This window comes from Mycobacterium sp. (assembly GCF_035640695.1).
GTDB lineage: Bacteria > Actinomycetota > Actinomycetes > Mycobacteriales > Mycobacteriaceae > Mycobacterium.
Genome location: NZ_DASQVQ010000061.1, coordinates 1 through 23,413 on the forward strand (window position 1 = coordinate 1; position 23,413 = coordinate 23,413).

Below are 23,413 nucleotides of genomic sequence, written 5' to 3' on the forward strand. Positions count from 1 at the left end.
CCATCGCTCCGACGCGGCCGCCGAGCTGTATCGTCGCGACGAGGGCTTCGCTGGGACCGGCGTCGTCGGCGTCGTCGGCGTCCAAGCCCGACCACACGTCATCCTCGAGAATCAGAGGTTCGGCGCGCACGCCGGGCGTACATGTGGCACGCAGCGTGGCGGCGCCCGCACCCCGAGTCTGGCCTGTCATACCAGGATGAACGTCACCCGGGCCGAAATCGGTACCCGCCAAGCGGTGCAGTGGCAGAGACCACAGCCGTGCCCGACGCTCCCCGCACCGCGGCCATCGTGGTCGCGCCGATCGGTTTCCTCAGTATCACGAGGACCTCAGAGGTACCAACTGATTTGCGACAAACTTAATCAATGAATTGCCGGCAGATCCGAAGTTTCGATCGCTCGATCCGCATTCGGCCGTAATCCTTGGCTACCTCTGCCGAATAGACGTGTAGTAGCGATTGTTGGCGAAAGCGGCATCTTCACCGTCTTGGACCATGGGTGGCAACCCGTTATCGCCCAACAACTCAGCCATTGTCGTGCCGACCGATTGCCAGCCCCTGCCCGCCAGGTACGTCGCAACGTCATTGCGCTGGCCGTGATAGCTCAGGTCCCAGATGTCGATGTCCAGACCGTGCCCGCGCCATCTCTGGTTGAGGGTGCGTACCGCAGATTCAACGATTTCCGGCTCGAGGTCGTTTGCTTGCATGAACGTTTCGGTGGCGAGGCGGCTCCCATCGGGGCTCAGCGCGCTGACTTTATCGAGCAGTCGGTCCTGGGCGTCCGGTGGAAGGAACGGCAGCAGGCCTTCGGCGCTCCACACCGTGGGCCGCTCGGCGTGGAATCCGGCACGAAGCAAAGCGGCGGACCAGTCCTGCCGCAGATCGATTGGAACCATGCGAAGGTCGGCCGTCGGCTCGGCGCCGAGATCCGCGAGCGTCACCATCTTGAAATCAAGGACCTCTGGCTGGTCGATCTCGAACACCGTCATGTCCGCTGGCCATGGCAGCCGATAGCCACGCGTATCGAGTCCCGATGCCAGGATCACTGCTTGGCGAATGCCCGCCGCAGCAGCATCGCCGAAAAACGCGTCAAAGTAGCGCGTGCGCGCCGCCATGCCAATTGACATGGGCTGGATTCCCCAGCGGGCATCGGGGTCATCGACCTCGGCGGCATCAAGGTCTGCGCTGGCCCACCGGGTGAAGAAGTCCACTCCGACCGCGCGCACCAGGGGCTCGGCGAACCGATCATCGATCAAGCCCGCTTTCGTTGCGCTGGCCCTGGCCGCCGCAACCATCGTCGCGGTCGCGCCCACGCTCGTTGCCAAATCCCAGGTGTCGTTGTCCGTACGTGCCACCTCTGCACCCCTATCAATACCCATAGATGCGATCAACGATTAGTTGTCATAACAAGCTGCCGCCGCGAATGCATTCCTGAATGTCCATGAAAAACACGTGGACGCGAACGGGCCGCTTGACATTCAATGGCCAGTCATGACGCGAAACTGGGCGGGGGCATCGATGGCGGTGGCCTCGATGCTTTGCGTGCAGCTGGGCCTCGCGATCTCCATCGGACTGATCGGCCGGCTCGGCGCCGACGGGGCCGCGTGGCTGCGGCTCGCGTGGGCGGGCGTCCTGCTCATCGTCATCGTTCGTCCGCGACCGGCAGCGTTCACCCGCTCGGCGTTCGTGCACTGCGTATTGCTGGGCGCCGTCACCGCGGCGATCACGCTGTTGTTCATGGCTGCCGTCGAGCGAATACCGATGGGCACCGCCAGCGCGCTGGAATTCCTTGGGCCGCTTGGCGTTGCGGCAGTTCACGGCCGCCGGTTTCTCTGGCCGGGAATCGCCGCGGCGGGTGTAGTGCTGATGACGCATCCGTGGGCGGGTGCGGTCGATGGGATCGGCGTGTGCTTCGCCGCCGCGGCGGCCGTCGGCTGGGCGGTGTATATCCTTCTGACGCAGCGAGTCGGTGACCATGTCCAGGGCATCAATGCGCTCGCGGTCTCGATGCCGGTGGCCGGTCTGGTCGCGACGGCGATCGTCGGCCCGTCGGTGTTCTCGCGGCTGACACCACAGCTGTTGCTCGTCGGGTTGGGGATCGCCGTGCTGTTGCCGGTCGTCCCATTCGTCTTGGAACTGCTCGCGCTGCGCCGACTCACCACTGCGGCGTTCGGCACGCTGATGGCGCTCGAGCCGGCCTTCGCCTTAGCGATCGGCCTGCTGGTTCTGGGTCAGGTACCAGGGGGCGAAGCGGTCATCGGCATCGGCTTGGTGGTCGCCGCCGGCATTGGGGCGGCACGTTTCGGCGCCCGGACGTCGCCGGTGCCCGCCGAAGTGGGTTAGCTGACCAACGAGACCGAGTTCGCCCGACGCAGCTTGCCCGACGGTGTCTTCGGGATCGTTCCCGGTCCCAGCACGACGACGTTGCGCGGACGCACGTCGACCTCGGTAACGACCTCGTGGGCCACCTGATGCTCGATCCGGCGCACCTCGCCCGGGTCCTGCCAGGCGTTGGATTCCACTGCGACCGCGAAGGTTTCGCGTGAATGCCCGGCGTCCAGCCGCACGGCGACGGCGCAGCCCGGCCGCACGCCCTCGACCCGCCCGGCGGCCCGCTCGATGTCGGTCGGATAGATGTTGCGGCCCGCCATGATTATCACGTCCTTGACGCGGCCGCAGACCACGACATGGCCGTTCTCCATCAGATAGCCGAGGTCGCCGGTGTCATACCAGCCCTGCTCGTCCTGCGCGGACATGAAGCCGCCCATCGTGATATAGCCCGGGGTCATCGACTCGCCGCGTAGCTCGATGATGCCAACACCGCGGGTCGGCAGCACGTTGCCGTCCTCATCGACGATGCGGGCCTCGAGGCCCTGCAGCAACGGGCCGAGCGACGCGAGCCGGCGCCGGTTGCCCTTGGTGGCCGGCACCGCGCGTCGCAGGGCTGCCAACAGGTCGGCGTCGACCTCATCGACCACCAGACCGGCGCCGCACTCGGAGAACGACACCGCGAGCGTCGTCTCGGCCATGCCGTAGGCCGGCAGAATCGCCTCGGGCCGCAGGCCGAACGGCGCGCCAGCGTCGATCAGGTCCTCGACGTCGGCCGGATCGACGGGTTCGGCGCCCGACAGCGCGAACCGCAGCGTGGACAGGTCGAACTGCCCCGGCTGGGCCTGCTTGCGCAGCCGCTTGGCCAATAGCGCATACGCGAAGTTCGGGGCCGCCGTCATGGTGCCCTTGTACTTGTCGATGAGCTTGGCCCACAGCAGCGTGTCACGCAAGAAGTCCATCGGCGTGACCTTGACCAGCTCGGCGCCGAAGTACATCGGCACGGTCAAAAAGCCGATCATTCCCATGTCGTGGAACAGCGGCAGCCAGCTGACCATGACGTCCTTGTCGACGTCGTACTGGGCGCCGATGAACATCGCCTCGGCGTTGGAATACATGTTGCGGTGCGTTATCACGACGGCCTTGGGCGAACCGGTCGAGCCGGACGTCAGCTGCATTAGCGCGACGTCGTCTTCGTCGGTATCGAGGGGCTCCACCGGGCCGAAGGCCAGCAACTCCTCGACGGTCACCGCGCGGATGCCGCGCTCCTGCAGCACCGGGATCGCGGCCATGAACGGCTCGGAGACGACCACGACGGTGGCCTCGATCATGTCGATGACAGTGGTGGTGTCCTCGGCCCACACCAGCAGATCGGTGCGCGGGGTCGGCTGGTGCAGCATCGTGAGGCTGGCGCCGCGCATCCACACGGCCTGCGCGGTCGGCGCGATCTCGACGGGTGCGCCGGCGAGCACGCCGACGGCGTCACCGCACCCCACACCGGCGGCGGCCAGGCCGCCCGCGATGCGGCGGGCCCGCTGATGCACCTCCCCCCAGGTGTGTCGGACCGGCTCATGCGGCTCGCCGGTAACCATCCCGGTCTTGGCGGTGAGGGCGTTGCGGTACATCTTCTCGGTGAATCTGCTCACGACAACCTCCTCGGCTCCGCCACAATGCGCCAGGATGTAATGCTCCGCCTGTCAAAGGCATCTTTGCAGCAGGCGCGCGCACGCGACTGGGCAGCGGTTATATTGCGAATTGGTGTTCTGCCAGTGATTTCGCGCGGGTTTGCCCGCGGGCCGGCGTAGGCGGAATCGCTACGGTTCGACACTCGCCCACCACTAATGCGGGCGGGCGACAAATTCTGCAAAACCACTCCCTTAGCGATCACCGACCATGATCTTAAACTCCTCTTAGAGAACTTGCCAACTCGACGCCGCGTCGTCAGTAACTGATGTTTCGGCCCCGTTCGGGGATCACACCCCGGCCGTCGGTGCGGGCACCACCCGGGCGCCCTGCACCGGGCCGCTGGCAACGCGGACCGTACGGCACACCCCGGCGCCGGCCAGCTGGGTGCCGACGTCGATGGCCGTCGCCGCCGATGTGCACAGGAAGGCACACGTGGGTCCGGAACCGGACACGATGCCCGCGAGCGCACCCGCGTCCATGCCGGCCTTCAGCGTGCGTCGCAGCGACGGGTCGAGGCTCACCGCGGCAGCCTGCAGCTCGTTGCCGAGCAGTGGCGCCAGCTCGGTGGGATCGCCGGCGGCCAGGGCGGCCAGCAGCTGCTCCGGCTCGGGCAGTCTCGGCGGGTCCCCGCGGTCGCGCAACCGGTCGATCTCGGCGAACACGGACGGCGTGGAGAGCCCGGCGCCGGCGAACGCCAGCACCCAGTGAAAGGTATTGCGCGCCAGAACCGTTGCGAGCTCTTCGCCGCGGCCGCTACCCAGCGCGGTCCCGCCGTGCAATGCGAACGGCACATCGCTGCCCAGCCGCGCAGCCAACGCGTGCAGGTCCCGCCGCAGCACGCCGAGCTCCCACAGCTCGTTGATCGCCACCAGGACAGCGGCCGCGTCGGCGCTGCCTCCCGCCATGCCGCCGGCCACCGGGATCGACTTGTCGATCGTGATCGCGACGTCGGGCGAGCGGCCGACGTGTTCTGCCATCAGCTCGGCGGCGCGCCAGGCCAGATTGCGCTCATCGGTGGGCAACGTCTCGGCGCCCTCGCCGGAAATCTCCAGGGACATGACGTCGGAATTGCGAACCGTGACCTCGTCCAGCAGGGAAACAGCGTGAAAAATGGTTGTCAGCTCGTGGTAGCCGTCGTCGCGAGCGTCGCCCACCGCGAGGTACAAGTTGACCTTGCCCGGCACGCGCACGGTCACTGACCCAGTGGCCACCCATTCGGGAGCGGTGCTGCCGCCAGACACGGCACGAGACTAGTCCGTCGACCCCTTCGCCGGAGCGCTCAGCAGAAACTGACCCGGTACCGATGGTCCCAAACCGTAGGGCCGTGCTGAGCGTGTGTCACGGATACACCCGTTGCCGCCATCGGGGCCGTACGACCCGCCGCATAGGGTGGTGAGGTGCTGCGCTCCGGCGTGCAATTTGAGGGGTACATCGTTGACGAGGTGGTCGGCCACGGCGGATCGGCCACCGTGTACCGCGCCCATCTCGGGGCCGATCCCAACCACGTGATCGCTCTCAAGGTGCTTGGCGAGCACTGCGGTCGTATCGAACTCGCCCGTTTGAAGCGCGAGTTCGATTTTGCGCACCGCCTGAATCATCCGCACGTGGTGTCCGTCGAGCGCCGCGGCGCCGACTGGCTGAGCATGCAATACGTCGACGGCAAAACGGTCGCTGCACTGCCGTCACTCGACGACCGCTTGACGGCGCTGACACAAATCGCCGACGCACTCGACTACGTGCACAGTTGCTGCATCGTGCATTGTGACGTCAAGCCGACCAATATCCTTGTTTACAAAGACTTCTCGCAGCGCGGTGCAGTGCTCATCGACTTCGGTGTGGCCCATGATCTCGCCGAGGACCACCGCAAACGACCACAGCAGGTGCAGGCGTCGCTGCCGTATGTCGCCCCCGAAGTACTCCGCGGACTCGCACCATGGGCCGCGACCGACGAGTACGCGCTGGCCTGTACCGCCGTTGAGCTGATCACCGGAGCGCCGCCATTTGAGGCCAAGACGCCGGTGGCGCTGGTCGATGCCCACCTCAACCGAGCGCCGCCGAAGGTCTCGCACCGGGCCTCCTGGCTTCCGCGGGCGTTCGACTCAATCCTGGCCAAGGCCATGGCGAAAGACCCCGCGGTCCGCTACCAGTCCTGTACGCAGCTGATGACGTTCATCACCCGTGTCCTGGCCACCGCCAAGGCGTGACGGCAGGCTAGACCGCCGGGCGAGGGGCTTGCGGCTGCCATTCATCGGACCGTTGCAGCAGGCGCACGAAGTCGGCGATCGTCAGCGTCTCGCCGCGGCGGGCGGGATCGATACTGGCCGCCAGCAGTCGACGGGCCGACTCGTTGCCCGATCCGGCCCACTCGGCGAACGCATTGCGTGCGGTCTTGCGGCGTTGCGCGAACGCGATGTCGATCAAGCCGAACACGTGCTTGCGGAACGTGTCGTCGGTTGGCCACGGCGGGGTCTGGTAGCGATCGATGCGCACCAGGCCCGAATACACCCGTGGTATCGGCCAGAACACCGTCGGCGACACCATCCCGTAGCGGCGCACGCGGCCGAAGAACCGTACCTTCGCGCTCGGCGTGCCGTACTCCTTGCCCCCAGGCTCGGCTGCCAGCCGTTCGGCCACCTCGGCCTGCACCATCACCATCACCGTGCGAATCGATCCGAACTCGCCAAGCAGATGCACCAGCGCGGGCACCGCGATGTTGTACGGCAGGTTGGCCACCAACGCGGTTGGCTCGTCGGCCAGGTCGCCTTGGCGCAGCGTCAGGATGTCACGCCCCAGCACCGTCAGCCGCTGCGCCTCGCTGTGTGAGTGCTCGGCGATCGTCTGCGGCAACCGACGCGCCAGCACCGGATCGACCTCGACGGCGGTGACGCTCGCGCCGCGGTCCAGTAGACCCAGCGTCAGCGAGCCCATGCCGGGCCCCACCTCGAGCACATGGTCGCTGCGATTCACCCCGGAGGCGGACACGATGCGACGCACGGTATTGCCATCATGGACGAAGTTCTGTCCCAACGCTTTCCGCGGCCGGAAGTCAAGCTCCCTGGCCAGATGTCGTATCTCGGTGCGTCCGAGCAGCCGGATGGTCAGCGGGTCCCCAATCTGGCGCTGCACGTCGGCCAGGCACCCCAGCCCTGGCGCGCGCGGGTGATTTCCGCGATCGCGATCTGCTCCTCGCGGGTGGCCAGGTCGGCACGCGGGGCGTAGCGGAGTCCGCCCTGGCGCTCCCAGGTGCCCTGGTCGAACTGCACACCCCCGTAGAATCCATTGCCAGAGTTGATCGCCCAATTGCCGTGCGACTCACAACCGGCCAGCGCGTCCCACGTGGCGCCGTTGCTCACCGGCGGCACCTCAGTGCCCGGCTTCGCGCCGACCCGAAGCACCGCGTCACGCCCAGGGGTGACGACCTCGTTGGCCACCGGCAGCCGGCCGGTCTCGACGCCGTTGACGGTCGCGACCGCAAAGGTGACGTCCTGGGTGCCCGGCGCGCCGGGGTCGTCGAGCACCTTGCGGCTCATGTTCATCGTTGGGTCCTCAACGCGCTGCTGGGCCGGCGGCAGCGGCACCCGCTCGGTGACCTTCTCCATGCGGATCCGCGTGACAATTATGTCCATACCCTCGGTCACCGGCGTCGACGGCGGCGGCACCACCTTGTCGCTCTGCTGCAGCGCCACACCCGCGGCCGCCAGCAGCGCGCCGACATTCGGGGCGGCCAGCCGCTGATCGCTGACCGCGCCGCCATCGTCAATGTGCACGTTCTTTGCGCTTACCACCGGCAGTGCCATACCCGCCAGCGGCAATCGGCTCGACCGTGACGCCGCTGCCGGCGCCGCATCGTTCATCGACAGCTGGGCCAGCGCGTCGTCGACCGTGGACGCCGTCGTCCACACTTCCTTGCTCTGCTGGCCATCGAGTGATACCTGCAGCGGGCGGCTGCGTCGCAGCACGATCGTGTCGGACTGGTGCACCGGCTGATCGGCCGGCGGATACAAATCGTCGCGGTCGGCGACCTCGAAGCCATTCTCGCGCACCACGTCGATAACGCGCGACTTCATCGTCGACACGGTCATCGGCGAGCCGTCCACCGTCAGGTTCACGGTCTTGTGAGAGGCGACGGCATAGCCACCGGCAAACGTCAATGAGGAGAGAAATGTTGCGACCACCGTGCGTAGCACCGGTGATCGCGTCTGATGGAGCCTCGTCAGCGCATTCAAAAAGCGTCATCCCGACTGTTGACGTCACTTCCGTTTGCCCGCGTGGGGCCTCATACGATCACAAGACGGTAACGAAAGGGTCTAGGAGTGGCAAATGCTGAGTGACCTTCTCAGCTATTCGGGCAGGTCAAGCCCATACACGCGGCGAGCCGTCGCGGTGGCGTCGCGAGCCAGCTCCTTCGCGACACGACCGGTCACGTCGGCCAGCGCGCGCACCGTGTACGGCAGGCAGTACGGCTCGTTCGGTGCGCCCCGATACGGATGCGGCGTGAGAAACGGCGCGTCCGTCTCCACCAGCAGCTGAGTCGGCGGGATGAGCCGCGCCGCCTCTTGCACCGCCGTAGCGTTCTTGAAGCTGACAGTGCCGGCCAGGCTGAGCAGCCAGCCGGCGTCCAGGCAAGTCCGCGCCATCGTTGCGTCAGACGAAAAACAGTGGAAGATCACGGTCTCCGGGGCGCCCTCGGCGCGCAGCACGTCAAGCACCTCGGCGTCGGCATCGCGGTTGTGAATCATCAGCGGCTTACCGGTGCGCTTCGCGAGATCGATGTGCCACGCGAAGGCGTCTTTTTGGGCAGATAGCTCAGCGCAGCCCTCGAGGCGGCCGGGCCAGTACCTGTCGAGGCCCGTCTCCCCGACCGCGACCACCCGCGGATGTGTGGCCAACGCCGCCAACTCCGTCCTGGCCTCGTCATCGAGCGCGTTGGCGCGGGTCGGATGCAGCGCGACAGCGGCGTAGACCCGCGAATCCCAGTCGGCCGCGTCAACCACCCACCGCGCGGCGGCCATATCGTCCGCGATCGTGACCACCGCCTCGACCCCGACCGCCGCCGCGCGGTCCACGATCGCGTGCACGCCGTCGGCGTCGGTTGCGCCGCACGCGTCCAGATGGGTGTGTGCGTCAACTAGCGGGGACAACGGTTCCGGTGGCGGAGGCGCCGGACGGGAGCGGCTCACTTCCACACCATAAGGTTGATTGGTAATGAAGCCGTTCTACGTCACCACCGCGATCGCGTACCCGAATGGCGCGCCGCACGTCGGACATGCCTATGAATACATCGCCACCGACGCGATCGCGCGGTTCAAGCGGCTCGACGGATTCGACGTGCGCTACCTCACCGGCACCGACGAGCACGGCCAGAAGATGGCCGAAACCGCCGCCGCGGAAGGCGTTCCGACCGCGCAACTGGCACGGCGCAATTCGGATGTGTTCCAGCGGCTGCAGGAGCAGCTGAACATCTCGTTCGACCGGTTCATCCGCACCACCGATCCGGATCACCTCGAGGCGTCCAAGGTCATCTGGCAGCGGATGAACGACGCCGGCGACATCTATCTGGGGACTTACTCGGGCTGGTATTCGGTGCGCGACGAAAACTACCTCAGCGATGACGAAACGACGGTTCTCGAGGGCGGCACTCGCGTGGCGATCGAAACCGGCGCGCCGGTCACGTGGACCGAGGAGCCGACGTATTTCTTCCGGCTCTCGGCGTACACCGAAAAGCTGCTGGCCCACTACCAGGCGCACCCCGAGTTCATCGGACCGGATGTGCGCCGCAACGAGGTGATCAGCTTCGTGTCGGGTGGACTGCGCGACTTCTCGATATCGCGCACCACGTTCGACTGGGGCGTGCCGGTGCCCGACCATCCCGACCACGTCATGTACGTCTGGGTGGACGCGCTGACCAATTACCTGACGGGAGTGGGTTTTCCGGATACCCAATCGGAGATGTTCCGCCGGTACTGGCCGGCCGACTTGCATATGATCGGCAAGGACATCATCCGGTTCCACACCGTGTATTGGCCCGCGTTTCTGATGTCGGCCGGAATCGAACTTCCCCGAAGGGTTTTCGCGCACGGCTTCGTGTACAACCGCGGCGAGAAGATGAGTAAGTCGGTCGGCAACGTGATCGACCCGGTTGCACTGATCGACGAGTTCGGCGTCGATCAGGTGCGCTACTTCATGCTGCGGGAGGTGCCGTTCGGCCAGGACGGCAGCTACAGCGAAGAGGCCATCATCACCCGCGTCAACGCGGATTTGGCTAACGAGCTGGGCAACCTGGCCCAGCGCTCGCTGTCGATGGTGGCGAAGAATCTGGACGGCGTCGTCCCGGAGCCGATCGCGCTGACCGACGACGACAACGAGCTGCTGGCCGCGGCCGACGGCCTGCTGGACAAGGCGCGTGCGCATTTCGACGCCCAGGCCATGCATTTGGCGCTCGAGGCGATCTGGCTGGTGCTCGGGGCGGCCAACAAATACTTCTCGGCCCAGGAGCCGTGGGTTCTGCGCAAGTCCGACGACCCCGAGGACCGCAAGCGGTTCGGCACGGTGCTGTACACGACGATGGAGGTGGTGCGGATCGCCGCGCTGCTGGTGCAGCCGGTGATGCCGGAGTCCGCGGGCAAGCTGCTGGACCTGCTCGGCCAGCCTGCGGACCAGCGGTCTTTTGCCGCGTTAGGTACCCGAATTGCACCGGGCACGGTGTTGCCCGCGCCGACGGCCGTATTCCCGCGTTATCAGTCGGAGTGAATCAGGTCACAGCTTGTCACGCCGGGAAGGGCGCCGGTGTCTTGAGGGCATGACTGAGCAAATAGCAACCAGCAGGATCGTCATCATCGGCGGCGGCTACGCCGGAACGCTGGCGGCCAACCATTTGCACATGCGCCCGGACGTCAACGTCACGCTGGTCAACCCGCGGCCGACATTCGTCGAACGGATACGGCTGCACCAGCTGGCGGCCGGAACGGGCGCCGCGGCGGTCGATTATGGCCCGCTGTTGCATCAAAACACCCGGTTGGTGGTCGATGAGGCGACCGCCATCGACACCGCCGCCCGACAGGTGCAGCTGGCATCCGGAGGTGTGCTCGAGTACGACTATTTGATCTATGCGGTGGGCAGCACCGCCGCGCTGCCCGCGGTGTCGGGAGCCGAATTCGCTTACCGCATCGCCGAATTCGAATACGCCGAGCGGCTGCGGGACAAGCTGGACGAGCTGGATCCGGACGAGCCGGTCTGTGTCGTCGGCGCCGGGCTGACCGGCATCGAAACCTCCGCCGAGCTCGCGCAGCACCGCGGGTCGGTGACGCTGATCTGCGGCGGCGAGCTTGGCCCGTCGCTGAGCCCGCAAGGGCGCGGCTCAGTGGCGCGCCAGCTGGCCAGGCTCGGCGTGACGGTGATCGAGGGCGGCGTGGTCACCGAGGTGCGGCAGGACGCCGTTGTGCTGTCCGACGGCCGCGAGCTGCCCAGCGCCGTAACGGTGTGGACGGCCGGCTTCGGTGTGCCGCTGCTGGCCGCGCGCAGCGGGCTTCGCACCGACGAGCTGGGCCGGCTGCTCACCGACGAGACGCTGACGAGCATCGACGACCCGCGCATCGTCGCCGCCGGTGATGCGGCGTCGCCGTCGGGCCAGCCGCTGCGGATGAGCTGCCAGGCGGCCATGCCGCTCGGCGCGCAGGCCGCCAACACCGTGCTCAGCCGGATCGCGGGCGAGCAGCCGGCGGTCATCAACCAGGCGTTCGTGGGGCAGTGCATCAGCCTGGGCCGGTCCTTGGCCACCTTCCAGATCGCGCGCACCGACGACACTCCCGTCCGGTTCTACGCCGGAGGCCGGCTGGCCGCGTTCGTCAAGGAACGTGTCTGCCGGGCTACGGTGTGGTCGATCAAGTGGGAAAGCCGCAAGCCGGGCTCGTACTTGTGGTTGCGCGGTGGCAAGCGGCCGGCCCGGGAAGCCGTGCCGGTGCCATGACGGGTATCGACGAACACGCCGAGCGGTTCACGCACCTGCGCCCGCTGCTGTTCACGATCGCCTACGAAATCCTCGGTTCGGCAACCGAAACCGATGACGTGCTGCAAGACAGTTATCTGCGGTGGGCGGAGGTCGACCTGTCGACGGTGCGCGACACGAAGTCCTACCTCGCTCAGCTGGTCACCCGTCAGGCGCTCAATGCGCTGCGCGCCGATGCTCGGCGCCGCGAGGAGTACGTCGGGCCCTGGCTGCCCGAGCCGCTGCTGCTCGACGACCAGGATCCGTCGGCCGACGTGGTGCTGGCCGAATCGGTGTCGATGGCGATGCTCGTGCTGTTGGAAACGCTGTCGCCCGAGGAGCGCGCGGTGTTCGTGCTGCGCGAGGTGTTCGGATTTGGATACGACGAAATTGCCTCCGCCGTATCCAAATCCGGGCCGGCGGTCCGGCAGGTCGCGCATCGGGCACGCGAGCACGTGCAGGCGCGGCGCAAGCGCTTCCAGCCCGTCGACCCGCGGCGCAGCGCCGAGATCACCGCACAGTTCTTCACGGCCGCGGCCACCGGTGACGTCGACACGCTGATGTCGATGCTCGCGCCCGACGCCACCTGGATTGCCGACAGCGGCGGCAAGGTCAGCGCCGCCCGCCGGCCGATCGTCGGTGCCGAGAGGGTCGCAAAGGCGCTCGCCGGCTTGGCCCGAAAAGGCTTGCCCGACATGCGGATCGAGATGGCGACCTGCAACAGCGCGCCCGCCACGCTCATCTACAGCGGCGACCGTCTCGACATGGTGATCGCAGTCGACGTCGTCGACGACAAGATCAGCACCTTCTACGCGATCCGCAACCCCGACAAGTTGTTGACGGTCGCCACCGCAAGGAGAATCGGCCGGTAGTCAGCTGCCCGTCGGCGTCAGTCGCCAGCGGAGCCGCGTGATCGCAGCACCGCGTCGTAGAGTTCGCGGCGCGTCGGCGACCCCGCGGTTGCGGCGACGACCCGTGCGCACGCGTCCTTGACTCGCATCCCCGCGTCGACCAACGCGTCGACCTCTGCGATGAGGCCGGCCACGTCGGCGCGCGGCCGAGCACCGGCCAGCACGACGGTGATTTCACCCAGCACACCTTCTGCGGCCCAGTCGGCGAGTTCGGAAAGCGGCCCCCGCCGAACTTCCTCGTGCACCTTCGTCAGCTCGCGGCAGACCACCGCGTGACGATCCGGCCCGAGCACCGCCACCGCGTCGGCCAGACAGCCCGCAAGCCGTCGCGGCGACTCGAAGAACACGCAGGTGCGCTGCTCGTCCGCCAGCGTCTGTAGCCATGCCCGGCGAGCCGACTGTTTGCGCGGCGCGTAACCCTCGAAGCAGAACCGGTCCGACGGCACACCGGAGACCGCCAGCGCGGTCGTCACCGCGGACGGGCCGGGCAGACAGCTCACCGGCAGCCCCTCGGCAATACACGCCGCCACCAGCCGGTAGCCGGGATCGCTGATTAGCGGCATCCCGGCGTCGCTGACGGCCAGCACCGTCGCCCCCGATTTGATATCGGCGACCAGCGACGGCACCCGCGCCGCCTCGTTCTGGTCGAAAAAACTGATCAGCTTGCCGGTGAGGCGGACGTCGAGTGCGTGGGCCAACGTCCGCACTCGCCGGGTGTCCTCGGCAGCGATGACGTCGGCCGAACGGAGCGCAGCGATCAACCGAGTCGAGGCGTCCGACGGCTGTCCCAGCGGCGTGGCGGCCAGCAGCAATCGACCACCCGTCATGAGGCACAGCCTACGATCACCGATGTGACCGCCACTGCGACCGAACCCGTGCTCGCCGAGCGCCAGGTTCCGGTGATCAGTCCCGGCCCGCTGGTGCCGCCGGCCGACTTCGGCCCGACCGACCGGCTACAAGGCTGGGCGACGACGGCGGTGATCACGGTGTTGGCGGCGGTGACGAGGTTCATCGGCTTGGCGCATCCGAGCGACGCGGGCACGCCGATTTTCGACGAGAAGCACTACGCACCGCAGGCGTGGCAGATGCTGCACAACGGCGGCGTGGAGGACAACCCCGGCTTCGGCCTGGTGGTGCATCCACCGATGGGCAAATTCCTCATCGCTATCGGTGAGTGGATTTTCGGCTACAACGGCTTCGGTTGGCGCTTCTCCGGCGCGGTCTGCGGCGTGCTGATGGTGCTGCTGGTGGTGCGGATCACCCGGCGCATTGCGCGCTCGACGTTGGTGGGCGCGATGGCGGGTCTGCTGTTGATTGCCGACGGGGTCAGCTTCGTGTCGTCGCGGACAGCGCTGCTGGACGGCTTCCTCGCCTTCTTTGTTGTCGCGGCGTTCGGCGCGTTGATCGTCGACCGCGACCAGGTGCGCGAACGGATGCACGTTGCCCTGCTCGAGGGCCGCATCGCCGAGACGCCGTGTGGGCCTCGACTTGGTGTGCGGTGGTGGCGCTTCGGCGCCGGTGTGCTGCTGGGCCTGGCATTCGCGACGAAATGGTCCGGGCTCTACTTCATCGTGTTCTTCGCGCTGATGTCCCTGGCGTTCGATGTGGCCGCACGCCGGGCGTATCGGGTGCCGCGCCCATTGCTTGGTGTGCTGTGCCGCGATGTCGGGCCGACGGCTTATGTGATGGGGCTGATTCCGTTTGGCGTCTACATGGCGTCGTATGCGCCGTGGTTCGCGTCCGAGACCGCGGTCAATCGCTATGAGGTAGGACGGTCGATCGGCGCGGGCGGACCGTTCGGGCTGCCGGACGCCATCCGCTCGCTGTGGCATTACACCGCCGCGGCGTACCGGTTTCACGCCGGGTTGACCAACGCGGCCGGCAACCATCATCCCTGGGAGTCCAAGCCGTGGACGTGGCCGATGTCGCTCCGGCCGGTGCTGTACGCCGTTGAGCAGCAGAACATTCCGGGATGCGGGCCGAATTCATGTGTGAAGGCCGTGATGCTGGTCGGCACGCCCGTGATGTGGTGGGTGGCGGTGCCGGTGCTGCTGTACGCGGTGTGGCGGGCGGTGGTCCGTCGCGATTGGCGCTACGCGTCGGTGCTGGTCGGTTACGGTGCGGGCTGGCTGCCGTGGTTCGTCGACATCGACCGGCAGATGTACTTCTTCTACGCCGCGACGATGGCGCCGTTCTTGATAATGGCCATCGCGTTGATTCTCGGCGATATCGTGTACCACCCGACGCGATCGCGGGAGCGTCGCACGCTCGGGCTTATCGTCGCGAGTTGCTATGTCGCACTCGCCATTACGAATTTCGCCTGGTTGTATCCCATCATGACCGGGATCCCAGTATCCAACGCCACCTGGAACATGGAGATTTGGCTGCCCAGCTGGCGATGACTCCTGCGTGTCGGTGGGGCTAACCATCATGACCGCATGCCCGAAGTCTTCAAGGGAAGCGAGGCGCTGGCGCAGGGGGCGCTAACCCGCGGGCAACTGCGCTGGCGTTATCGCCGCATACACCGCGACATTTACCTCCCGCAATCTGCGCGCCCGTCACTGAACGACAACATCTATGCCGCCTGGCTCTGGTCTGGCCGTAACGGCGTCATCGCCGGGCGCGCCGCCGCAGCCATGCACGGGGCTAGATGGGTCGACGACTTCGCGCCGGTTGACCTGATTGGAAGGTTCAACCATGCACCGCCCGGAATCGTTATTCGCCGCGAGCGCATCGCCGCCGACGAAGTCGTCGAGTTAAACGGTCTGCCGGTGACGACGGCCGCGCGCACGGCGTTGGACCTCGGCAGGCACCTACCAACACGAATGGCTGTGGCCCACCTGGACGCGCTCGCCCGGACAACTAGCCTGACGGTTGAGGACGTTGCGCCGTTGCTGAAGAGATATGGCGGCGCGCGCGGTGTGCGTTTTTGCCGAATGGCGTTATCGCTGATGGACGCGGGCGCACAGTCGCCACGGGAGACGTGGCTACGGCTGTTGTTCATAGACAACGGGCTGCCACGACCGACAACGCAGATACATGTGGTCGATACCGACGGCTTCGAGGCCTATCTCGACATGGGATGGGATGACGTCATGGTGGCCGCCGAGTATGACGGCGGTCAACATCTCAGCGACCGCGCACAGTATGTCGGCGACATCGGCCGAGCCGAGCGGGTCGAACAACTGGGGTGGATAGACATCAAGGTTGTCGCGGAACACCGGCCGCAGTTCATCCTCAAGAGAGTCCGGGATGCGTTCGAGCGCCGGAAGTCCGCCGAAATTGCCGCCAAGGCTGTGATTCTGCGCCGACCACGACCATAGCGGCAATCTCGGCGCAAACTAGCCGCAAACTACAGCGGCTCACGGGCGGCGGGGCAGGACATGCATCGCGGGCCGCCCCGACCCGTACCCAGTTCCGACGCGGCGATCGGCAGCACCTCGATACCCGCAGCCTCCAGCCGGCTGTTGGTTTCCACGTTGCGCTCGTAGGCGACGACGACACCCGGCGCCAACGCCAGCGTGTTGTTGCCGTCGTCCCACTGCTCGCGCTCCGCGGTCACCGGGTCTAGCCCGGTGGCGATCACGCGCAACTCGTCGATCTGCATGGCCTTCGCGGCGGCCTCGACAAATGGCGCCGCATCCTGGATCCGCACCCCGTCCGGCGTGCGCTGAATCGTGAACGCCGACAGGGTATCCACTACATTCGGGTACATCACCACCGCGTCGACGTCGACCATCGTGCACACGGTGTCCAGGTGCATCTGGGCGCGCTCCTGCGCGATCGGAACCACCAGCACCGTCTCCGCGAGGTGGTCGTCAAATAGGCTGCGCGCCAAGGCTTCCGCACCTGCCGGCGTGGTGCGCTCCCCCACTCCGACGGCGACAACGCCCGGCGACAGCAGCAGTACGTCGCCACCCTCGACCGGCGCCGATCGCGATTCGTAGGCCCGCCGGACGCCAAGAAACCGCGGGTGATGCGCGTAGATCACGTCGGTCAGCGACGTCTCGCGCACCCGCGCCGGCAATGCCAGCGACGTGATCGCCACCCGCGGGCCGATCCAGAACGACGAGTCGCGGGTGAACACCAGGTTCGGCAACGGTTCGATGACGAAGTCGGCGCCGTGATGCATCAGCCGCACCAGCGACAGCTCGGCACCCGTGAACGGCAATTCGGTGAACGTCATGCCCGCGGTCAGTATGTGCGCCAGCGGCGCTGGGGCTAGTCCGCGTAGGTATTCCGAGAGTTCTTGTGCCAGAGGATGTCCCAGCCGACGGGCATCCACCGCCGCGGCGATGCCGTGCATTCGGGCGGCTCCGCTCTCCAGCGCCTCGACCAGCAGGTCGGCCAGCAGCATCACCTCGACGCCGCGCGAGCGCAGCAGCTCGGCGAACGCGTCGTGCTCCTCCTGTGCGCGCGCCACCCATGGCAGCCCGTCGAACAGCAGCTTGTCGTTGTTGCGCGGCGTGAGCCGCTTCAACTCGGGGCCTGGTCGATGCAGGATCACCGAGCGCAGCGTGCCGACCTCGGAATTCGATCCGAAGACGATGCCGCTCACAAATGAACCGTATCGTGAATGTAAGGACCACAACCATGGTTGAGGTGTAGATGGACGATCACGAACTGACGCCCGGCGAGCTGGCCTGTCGCAGCGGCGTGGCGATCTCGGCGTTGCATTTTTACGAGCGCCAAGGGTTGATCAGCAGCAGGCGCACCTCGGGCAACCAACGCCGGTATCCCCGCGACACGCTGCGCCGCGTCGCGTTCATCCGGATGTCGCAGCGTCTCGGCGTTCCGCTGGCGCGCGTCCGCGAGGCCCTGGCATCCCTGCCCACCGGTCGGGTGCCGACGAGCAAAGACTGGGCACGGCTATCGGCGGGGTGGCGGCAAGATCTCGACGACCGCATCGTGCACCTGCAGCGGCTGCGCGACAACCTCGCCGACTGCATCGGCTGCGGCTGCCTGAGCCTCAAGAGCTGTGCGCTGTCCAATCCCGGCGACGTGCTCGCGGGCCAGGGTCCCGGGCCCGTCCGACTCCAATGACTTCGAACAAGCGTGCGATACGATAGGACCATGACGTTCGCGGTACAGGGCGCGCTGTTCGAGCACGCCGATCGGCGCTGGCTTGGCGAAGGTGCCTGGATCGATGTCTGCTCGGGCTGGCTCAACGACGAGCACGACCGGGCCGATGCCTTGTTCGACGAGTTGGCAGCCGGCACGCCATGGCGCGCCGAGCGCCGCCCGATGTACGACCGTGTCGTGGACGTGCCGCGGTTGGTCAGCTTTCACGATCTGGAGGCCGAGCCGCCGCCTCACCCGCGCGTCGAGGAGTTACGCAAGCGGCTCAATGACCGCTACGCCGACGAACTTGGCGAACGGTTCATCACGGCTGGGCTGTGTCTGTACCGCGACGGCAACGACAGCGTCGCATGGCACGGCGACAAGATAGGCCGCGGCAGCCGCGAGGACACCATGGTCGCCATTGTCAGCCTCGGTGCCACGCGGATGTTCGCGATGCGACCGAAGGGCGGCGGTCGATCGCTGCGATTGCCGCAGGGCCACGGCGACCTGTTGGTGATGGGCGGTTCCTGCCAGCGCACCTGGGAGCACGCGGTTCCCAAAACCACGAAGCCGTGTGGACCGCGGATCAGCATCCAGTTCCGGCCCCACAACGTCCGCTAGCGCCGGACCGCATTCACCGCATCGGTCAGCAGCTGCCGCGCACGCTGCACATTCACCGGTGCCACAGGCTGATTCGGGACGATCAGCGGGTTGGCGGTGACCATCACGATGTACTGGCCAAGATATGCGACGTAGTTGTAGAGCTCGCCCGATCGGGCGGCTCCGGCGACCTTGGCTTCGAGCACCCGATGGGTTCCGATTATCTGGGCTCCGTCGATATGCGGAGCGTCGACGATGTCGACGGCACCCTTCACGGTGCCGCCGTTGAAGGTGACGTGCTTGCATTTTTGGGTGATCGCCCGATCGAACGGCACTCTTTTGGACGTTTCCACCGCGATCGCGATGAACCGGTTTCCCTCGCCCTCGGCCGTCACGCCGGCGAGGTTGCCCCGCAGATCGGGCGGCAGTGTCTCTCCGGCGGCGTACCGGGCGCAGTCGGGCGGGTCGAAAGTAGTTCCCCGCGGCAGAGTTTGCGCCGAAAGTCTCTTCGGGTCGATACCCGACGGGCCGGCGGTGACGACCTTGAACTGAGGGCCGAAGGTCGACTTCACGTCGAAGACCTTGGCGATGTCGACGTGTGCGTTGGGGTCGACGCTGGAGCACCCGACCAGCACCCCCACGAACGCCGCGGCGACTAGCGCCTTGCGAACCGGCACCCGCGCAATGTACCGAATGGGGCGGGGTCAGCGTCGCAACTCGGCCACTGCCCTCACCAACAGTGTCGCGGCCAATTCGGGCGGCAGCTGCGCCTGCGGCGAGCCGGGGTCGGTGACGACGACGACGAACGCGAGGTAATCGTCGAGATAAGCGCTGACGGTTTGGATTTGGGAAGCGGTCTCGGTGCCGCCCTCCACCACCGTGCGGGTCGCCGCCGCCATGCCAACGGTCGCGGCCGCATCGACCTGCGGAGCCGCCGTCAGCTCGACGGCGGCGGTGGTGCGTCCGGCATTCATCGACCATTGCGGACAGGCTGCGACAACCGCTGGATCAAGCACGAGCGGCGTGGTGGATGCGGCCACCACGGCGTAGATGATGCCGCCGGGCCCCGAACCGGCCAGTCCCTGCGGTGGTTCATCACCGCTGACGGGGTTCGCCAACGCCGAACACGGTGCGGGATCAGCGGTCCACGTTCGGCCGAGACCCCAGTATCCGGCGGGCGACGGCGCGTGCGCGATCTCGGCTAGTTCATAGCCAGGCGGGAACGCTGCGCGCACGCGACGAATATTGGACGGCGTGACGTGCACGGCCTGGGTAGCGGACGATTTCGATGGGGTGGGCGTCTGCGGACCCGCGAATGTGCCGGAACACGCTGTGATGCACACCGCCAAGAGCACAATGAACGAACGGGCCCGCACGACCGTTGAATACCACAGAGGATGCTTAGAGTTTCCCGGGAATGAGTTGGACGCGCCGGGCGATGTAATTGAATAGCGGTGTCAACAGAATGGAGGCGGGGCCATGCGCACAGCATTGACACTCGCCGCGGCGGGCTTGGCGGCGTGTGGGGCGGTTCTCGCGTCGGCCGGCACCGCATCAGCAGACGGGAACGCGCAGCGGACAATCGCTGATTGGGAGAATCAGGGCTACACGGTAAACATCGACCGCGTCGGCTCCGGCCCGCTCGACCAGTGCACGGTGACAAGCGTCCGTAATCCGAACACCATCACCCGGTTTGAACGTGTGGACGGCCGCGGCCCTGGTCCGTCGGTGCTGGTGCCGATCGTCGTCAGCAGGACCGTTCAGGTCTCGCTGTACTGCGCGGGCTAGTTTGCCGTCAGCCGGTGTTGGGTGCACGAGTGCGCCAAAAATAGATAGCCATTCTACGAACTTCCGCCCGACGAACAGTATTGTTTCTGCCAACCAAGATCAAAATTCTGCCATTCCGGAATTTGACTGCCGCCGTGCATGTTTCAACAAACAGACCGGAGAGGGCACGCAAACCCTAACCGGTCCGAGTGCGTCTGGTACGCGTTTCCTGGCCGCGGCCCGAGCACACAACAGAAATAGGGAAGGCACGACGAGATGAACAAGTTTGCATTTGCTACGCTTGCCGCGAGTGGTCTGGCCGCGGCGACCCTCGGACTGGCCACCCCAGCCGTGGCGGCGCCAGCCGGTACCGGATCGGCGCAGGACACCGTCAAACAGCTTGAGGCTGGCGGCTACCGCGTCATCCTGAACAGGATCGGCGGCGCTTCACTGGACAAGTGCACCGTGACCTCGGTGCGGCCCGGGCGACAGATCACGCAACCCGTCACCGCCGGCGGCGGAAACCTGACCGAGAAAGTGCTTTACACCACCGTCTACGTCGACGCGGCCTGCTAGTCAACGAGCACAGCGAACGAGGGGCATCCAATCTGAATGCCCCTCGCTTTGGCTACGGACGGTTCTTCACTTCCGGTCGGCCCGCTGCGGCACGACTATTTCGTGCCAGTCGTGCCGCCGCCCGTGCCTGCTTTCGACAACCCTCCGATTGCCGACTTGATGGAGCTGGTCACGCCGGAGAGAGCGGATCCGATCGGGTTTGTGCCAGTGGGCTGTGACGCGCCGTTTGGCGACCCGGTGCCTGACTGCGAACCGCCCGGCGTCGCAATGAACGAATTTCGCGGCACGTTCAGTCGCACAGGATTCGGGACGTTGGACGGGTCATCGTTCGACGGCTGTGGTTGCGACGAAACGTTCGTCGTGTCCCCCGGGGCCACATCCTTGTTCACACTGTTCTGAGCCCACCGCTCACCCACACCAGAGTCGGGCGTGCGAGCTGACGCCGATCGCAGCGTCGTTCCCGTCGTGTCATTTGGCGCGGAAGAGGTGGCCGGAACGACGGTGGTCGCTCCGGTGGCGTTCTGGCCGCCCACCGACCCCAAATTCGTAAGCGCGCTGGTCGGATTCGGCCCCGAAAGCCCTGCGAGCGCAGCCAAGGGCGACGGGATGCTTGCTGGCAGCCCACCATTGAGAATGCTCGTCAATTGCGAGAATGTTCCAAGATCGCTGAGCAGCGTCGTCGGGTTGAGGAGCGCGATGAAGCCTCCAGGCGTGCTGAACATCACCGGAATCGGCGGCGAGAACGGCGTCGGCGTGGGCACCGGTGTGGGAATGCCACCGACGCCGAAGGCACCAGGCCTAACGGTACCGAACGGACGGCTGCCCGCGAAGTCGCTGATCCCGTTGTCCAATCCGGTCGGAATCGCGACGAGGAAATTCGTGCCGAGTGTCGCCGGGTTCGGGAAGTACAGCGGGTTAAACGGAGTCGGAACGCCCGGACTCGTTGTCCGGTCGTATCCCGCCTCCACCAGCACACGCAGTGCCGGATCCAATGTGTCGGCGAGGGGGTACCCAACGACCGGGATCGCCTCCAGCGGCATCAACAGCGGCAACGGGTATGAGGCGATCAGGTAGTACTGGGTGTCGCCGTACGTGCCCTGGTTGATCATGTTAGGACCAGTCAGAGGGGCACTGGGGTACTGGCCGTGCAGAAGGGCGAAGCCCATGACGGCGTTGGCATCGGCGAGGACGTTGAGTGGATTGGTCGGGGCGTCGGCAATACCGTCGTATTGCCGGGCAATGTCATACGTGGTGATCGTGCCATCCGGGACGCCCGCCGTCTGAGTCGGTGTGGCGCCGCTGAACGTCACGCCAACGATGGGGATGGTCCCCAAAGCCACGCCACGCTCAAGGATTCCACCGTTCGGCCTGTTCGGATTCGCGACCAGCACGAACGTCGGGGGAACAGGCTTCGTTGCGTTCGGATCTGTCGGATACGCAGCGTTGTAGTCTCGTTTGTATTGTGTGACTACCGTCGCGCCTTGCGAGTAGCCCCACACAAAGTCGCCGGACTGCGTCGAACTCAGAGGTCTCGCGGTCTCGAGATTCTTTACACCTTCGGCGACCGACTGATCGTACGTCGGTGAAAAGATGTAGCCGGGCGGGGTGATCGGCCAGAAGCTAGCCGGATACTGTACGAGGACATACGGACCGGGTGAGCCGACCTGGTTAACCGGTGTTGGAGCCGGGGGGCCCGGAGGGGAAACCGCGGCGATGTAGTCGTGAGCGAACTGCGGGTACGCCGAATCAGGAATCGGATTGAAGGCGCTGTTGGTGCCCTTCATGATGTAGACGGTGGCCATCAGTGCCACGACCGACGTCATGGTCTGACCGAAAGTCAGTAGCACAGCAGCCACGATGGCTACCGATGTAACAAGCAACAAGCGTGCCGCTCGGCGCATGTGTCATCCTCCCCATAAGCAGTACCGAAATTCGAGGTCCCCGAGAGACCCCGGGCCCCCCGACTCGCGACAGGCAACATCTTGCCCCAAACAGCAACGCTTTCGTAGCCGATTTGCGCATCTATGTCGATCGACATTGTTACGTCAACGAGCCAGCGGCCATGACTCCGGGCAAACCGCTTTCACCGTGCGACTATTTGCACCACCCATATTTACCGATGGTCAGGCACTGAGGGTATGGCAAGACAGCAGCGAAAGGAGCTACAGCGACGCCGTCGTGTCGAGCATTGCGTTGATCGGCTGCGGCGAATAGAACAACAAAATTAGGAGGGCCGTCGACAAAGTGTCGCCCTCTTCAAGTACTTCTAACTGTGGCTCCGAACTGGCTAACGCTTCGCGGTCGCAGGGGCGCGGACGCACCCGTTGCCACCCGACTCCTGGCGACGGCCAAGCGCGCGGCGGCATTCGCCGTTCCAAGCCGATTCCAAGCCGATTCCAAGCAGACGTAGCTACGATGCGCTCCGGTCGCGGCGCGGAAAAACGCCGGTCGAGAGGAGACGCTTCATGCCGAAGACGACAGCAGTCGGCGCCGCCATCGCTGTT

The 23,413-nt window shown here is 66.1% G+C and carries 23 protein-coding genes; 11 read left to right on the forward strand and 12 right to left on the reverse strand.

Annotated elements, in window-relative coordinates:
- Both VE759_RS07635 and VE759_RS07640 read right to left on the reverse strand, forming a co-directional pair.
- Nucleotides 1–190 (reverse strand): hypothetical protein (locus tag VE759_RS07635; protein WP_324929814.1); only part of this gene is annotated, 190 nt, incomplete at its 3' end.
- A gap of 234 nt (nt 191–424) precedes the next feature.
- Nucleotides 425–1,351 (reverse strand): class I SAM-dependent methyltransferase, encoded by a 927-nt coding sequence (locus VE759_RS07640; RefSeq protein WP_324929817.1) that lies wholly within the window; start codon nt 1,349–1,351, stop codon nt 425–427.
- Between the two features lie 136 nt (nt 1,352–1,487).
- Between VE759_RS07640 and VE759_RS07645 the strand changes: the two genes are divergently transcribed.
- Nucleotides 1,488–2,339: an EamA family transporter gene (locus tag VE759_RS07645; protein WP_324929820.1), complete on the forward strand. Its 852-nt coding sequence runs from the start codon at nt 1,488–1,490 to the stop codon at nt 2,337–2,339.
- Here VE759_RS07645 and VE759_RS07650 read toward each other — a convergent pair.
- Both VE759_RS07650 and VE759_RS07655 read right to left on the reverse strand, forming a co-directional pair.
- Complete coding sequence (locus tag VE759_RS07650) at nt 2,336–3,970, reverse strand: fatty acyl-AMP ligase (RefSeq protein WP_324929823.1); 1,635 nt, start codon at nt 3,968–3,970, stop codon at nt 2,336–2,338. The genes VE759_RS07645 and VE759_RS07650 overlap by 4 nt on opposite strands.
- A gap of 327 nt (nt 3,971–4,297) precedes the next feature.
- Entirely contained in the window at nt 4,298–5,251 is a 954-nt protein-coding gene (locus tag VE759_RS07655; RefSeq protein WP_324929826.1) for a 4-(cytidine 5'-diphospho)-2-C-methyl-D-erythritol kinase, read from the reverse strand.
- Nucleotides 5,252–5,407: 156 nt separating this feature from the next.
- Between VE759_RS07655 and VE759_RS07660 the strand changes: the two genes are divergently transcribed.
- Entirely contained in the window at nt 5,408–6,214 is an 807-nt protein-coding gene (locus VE759_RS07660) for a serine/threonine-protein kinase (protein WP_324929829.1), read from the forward strand.
- 7 nt (nt 6,215–6,221) lie between these two features.
- On the opposite strand, the gene rsmA is transcribed toward VE759_RS07660, so the two are convergent.
- From rsmA to VE759_RS07675, 3 genes are all read right to left on the reverse strand, one after another.
- Nucleotides 6,222–7,112, reverse strand: coding sequence for a 16S rRNA (adenine(1518)-N(6)/adenine(1519)-N(6))-dimethyltransferase RsmA (gene rsmA, locus VE759_RS07665; protein WP_324929869.1), 891 nt, complete (start codon nt 7,110–7,112; stop codon nt 6,222–6,224).
- The gene (locus VE759_RS07670) at nt 7,109–8,236 is read right to left on the reverse strand and encodes a transglycosylase family protein (protein WP_324929832.1); all 1,128 of its coding nucleotides are present in this window, start codon (nt 8,234–8,236) and stop codon (nt 7,109–7,111) included. The genes rsmA and VE759_RS07670 overlap by 4 nt, the downstream gene beginning before the upstream one ends.
- Nucleotides 8,237–8,350: 114 nt before the next feature.
- Entirely contained in the window at nt 8,351–9,190 is an 840-nt protein-coding gene (locus VE759_RS07675; protein ID WP_324929835.1) for a TatD family hydrolase, read from the reverse strand.
- 25 nt (nt 9,191–9,215) lie between these two features.
- Between VE759_RS07675 and metG the strand changes: the two genes are divergently transcribed.
- From metG to VE759_RS07690, 3 genes are read left to right on the forward strand one after another with little or no spacing between them, the layout of a single operon-like run.
- Nucleotides 9,216–10,760, forward strand: a complete 1,545-nt coding sequence (gene metG / locus VE759_RS07680) for a methionine--tRNA ligase (RefSeq protein WP_324929838.1) — start codon at nt 9,216–9,218, stop codon at nt 10,758–10,760.
- 49 nt (nt 10,761–10,809) lie between these two features.
- Entirely contained in the window at nt 10,810–11,976 is a 1,167-nt protein-coding gene (locus tag VE759_RS07685; protein WP_324929840.1) for an NAD(P)/FAD-dependent oxidoreductase, read from the forward strand.
- Nucleotides 11,973–12,866, forward strand: a complete 894-nt coding sequence (locus VE759_RS07690; RefSeq protein ID WP_324929843.1) for an RNA polymerase sigma-70 factor — start codon at nt 11,973–11,975, stop codon at nt 12,864–12,866. The genes VE759_RS07685 and VE759_RS07690 overlap by 4 nt, the downstream gene beginning before the upstream one ends.
- A gap of 17 nt (nt 12,867–12,883) precedes the next feature.
- Here the strand turns inward: VE759_RS07690 and rsmI are convergent, their stop codons facing one another.
- On the reverse strand, nt 12,884–13,732 hold the full coding sequence (gene rsmI, locus VE759_RS07695; protein WP_324929846.1) for a 16S rRNA (cytidine(1402)-2'-O)-methyltransferase: 849 nt from the start codon (nt 13,730–13,732) through the stop codon (nt 12,884–12,886).
- Between the two features lie 48 nt (nt 13,733–13,780).
- On the opposite strand from rsmI, the gene VE759_RS07700 reads away from it, so the two are divergent.
- Together VE759_RS07700 and VE759_RS07705 are read left to right on the forward strand one after the other, a co-directional pair.
- The gene (locus VE759_RS07700; protein WP_324929872.1) at nt 13,781–15,307 is read left to right on the forward strand and encodes a dolichyl-phosphate-mannose--protein mannosyltransferase; all 1,527 of its coding nucleotides are present in this window, start codon (nt 13,781–13,783) and stop codon (nt 15,305–15,307) included.
- A 36-nt stretch (nt 15,308–15,343) separates the two neighbouring features.
- Nucleotides 15,344–16,228, forward strand: a complete 885-nt coding sequence (locus tag VE759_RS07705) for a hypothetical protein (protein ID WP_324929849.1) — start codon at nt 15,344–15,346, stop codon at nt 16,226–16,228.
- A 29-nt stretch (nt 16,229–16,257) separates the two neighbouring features.
- Here the strand turns inward: VE759_RS07705 and arcA are convergent, their stop codons facing one another.
- Nucleotides 16,258–17,463, reverse strand: coding sequence for an arginine deiminase (arcA, locus tag VE759_RS07710; protein WP_414687857.1), 1,206 nt, complete (start codon nt 17,461–17,463; stop codon nt 16,258–16,260).
- A 50-nt stretch (nt 17,464–17,513) separates the two neighbouring features.
- On the opposite strand from arcA, the gene soxR reads away from it, so the two are divergent.
- Together soxR and VE759_RS07720 are read left to right on the forward strand one after the other, a co-directional pair.
- Nucleotides 17,514–17,948, forward strand: a complete 435-nt coding sequence (soxR, locus tag VE759_RS07715; RefSeq protein WP_324929852.1) for a redox-sensitive transcriptional activator SoxR — start codon at nt 17,514–17,516, stop codon at nt 17,946–17,948.
- A 30-nt stretch (nt 17,949–17,978) separates the two neighbouring features.
- The gene (locus VE759_RS07720; RefSeq protein WP_324929855.1) at nt 17,979–18,587 is read left to right on the forward strand and encodes an alpha-ketoglutarate-dependent dioxygenase AlkB; all 609 of its coding nucleotides are present in this window, start codon (nt 17,979–17,981) and stop codon (nt 18,585–18,587) included.
- Here the strand turns inward: VE759_RS07720 and VE759_RS07725 are convergent.
- Both VE759_RS07725 and VE759_RS07730 read right to left on the reverse strand, forming a co-directional pair.
- Entirely contained in the window at nt 18,584–19,243 is a 660-nt protein-coding gene (locus VE759_RS07725; protein ID WP_324929858.1) for a DUF5642 family protein, read from the reverse strand. The two genes, VE759_RS07720 and VE759_RS07725, sit on opposite strands and share 4 nt — an antisense overlap.
- A gap of 27 nt (nt 19,244–19,270) precedes the next feature.
- Nucleotides 19,271–19,942 (reverse strand): DUF5642 family protein, encoded by a 672-nt coding sequence (locus VE759_RS07730; RefSeq protein ID WP_414687858.1) that lies wholly within the window; start codon nt 19,940–19,942, stop codon nt 19,271–19,273.
- A gap of 103 nt (nt 19,943–20,045) precedes the next feature.
- Here VE759_RS07730 and VE759_RS07735 point away from each other — a divergent pair, with 103 nt between their 5' ends.
- Both VE759_RS07735 and VE759_RS07740 read left to right on the forward strand, forming a co-directional pair.
- The gene (locus VE759_RS07735) at nt 20,046–20,354 is read left to right on the forward strand and encodes a hypothetical protein (protein WP_324929861.1); all 309 of its coding nucleotides are present in this window, start codon (nt 20,046–20,048) and stop codon (nt 20,352–20,354) included.
- Nucleotides 20,355–20,609: 255 nt separating this feature from the next.
- Entirely contained in the window at nt 20,610–20,909 is a 300-nt protein-coding gene (locus tag VE759_RS07740) for a hypothetical protein (protein WP_324929864.1), read from the forward strand.
- Between the two features lie 95 nt (nt 20,910–21,004).
- Here the strand turns inward: VE759_RS07740 and VE759_RS07745 are convergent, their stop codons facing one another.
- Complete coding sequence (locus tag VE759_RS07745) at nt 21,005–22,732, reverse strand: PE-PPE domain-containing protein (RefSeq protein WP_324929867.1); 1,728 nt, start codon at nt 22,730–22,732, stop codon at nt 21,005–21,007.
- Between the last annotated feature and the right edge of the window lie 681 nt (nt 22,733–23,413).

Bases quoted from the DNA above. Each gene is read 5' to 3' on its own strand.
- VE759_RS07645 (WP_324929820.1), top strand. From the start codon at position 1,488: ATGACGCGAAACTGGGCGGGGGCATCGATGGCGGTGGCCTCGATGCTT.
- metG (WP_324929838.1), top strand. From the start codon at position 9,216: ATGAAGCCGTTCTACGTCACCACCGCGATCGCGTACCCGAATGGCGCG.
- VE759_RS07685 (WP_324929840.1), top strand. From the start codon at position 10,810: ATGACTGAGCAAATAGCAACCAGCAGGATCGTCATCATCGGCGGCGGC.
- VE759_RS07690 (WP_324929843.1), top strand. From the start codon at position 11,973: ATGACGGGTATCGACGAACACGCCGAGCGGTTCACGCACCTGCGCCCG.
- rsmI (WP_324929846.1), bottom strand. From the start codon at position 13,732: ATGACGGGTGGTCGATTGCTGCTGGCCGCCACGCCGCTGGGACAGCCG.
- VE759_RS07705 (WP_324929849.1), top strand. From the start codon at position 15,344: ATGCCCGAAGTCTTCAAGGGAAGCGAGGCGCTGGCGCAGGGGGCGCTA.
- soxR (WP_324929852.1), top strand. From the start codon at position 17,514: ATGGACGATCACGAACTGACGCCCGGCGAGCTGGCCTGTCGCAGCGGC.
- VE759_RS07720 (WP_324929855.1), top strand. From the start codon at position 17,979: ATGACGTTCGCGGTACAGGGCGCGCTGTTCGAGCACGCCGATCGGCGC.
- VE759_RS07735 (WP_324929861.1), top strand. From the start codon at position 20,046: ATGCGCACAGCATTGACACTCGCCGCGGCGGGCTTGGCGGCGTGTGGG.
- VE759_RS07740 (WP_324929864.1), top strand. From the start codon at position 20,610: ATGAACAAGTTTGCATTTGCTACGCTTGCCGCGAGTGGTCTGGCCGCG.
- VE759_RS07745 (WP_324929867.1), bottom strand. From the start codon at position 22,732: ATGACGTCGGTCGTGGCACTGATGGCCACCGTCTACATCATGAAGGGC.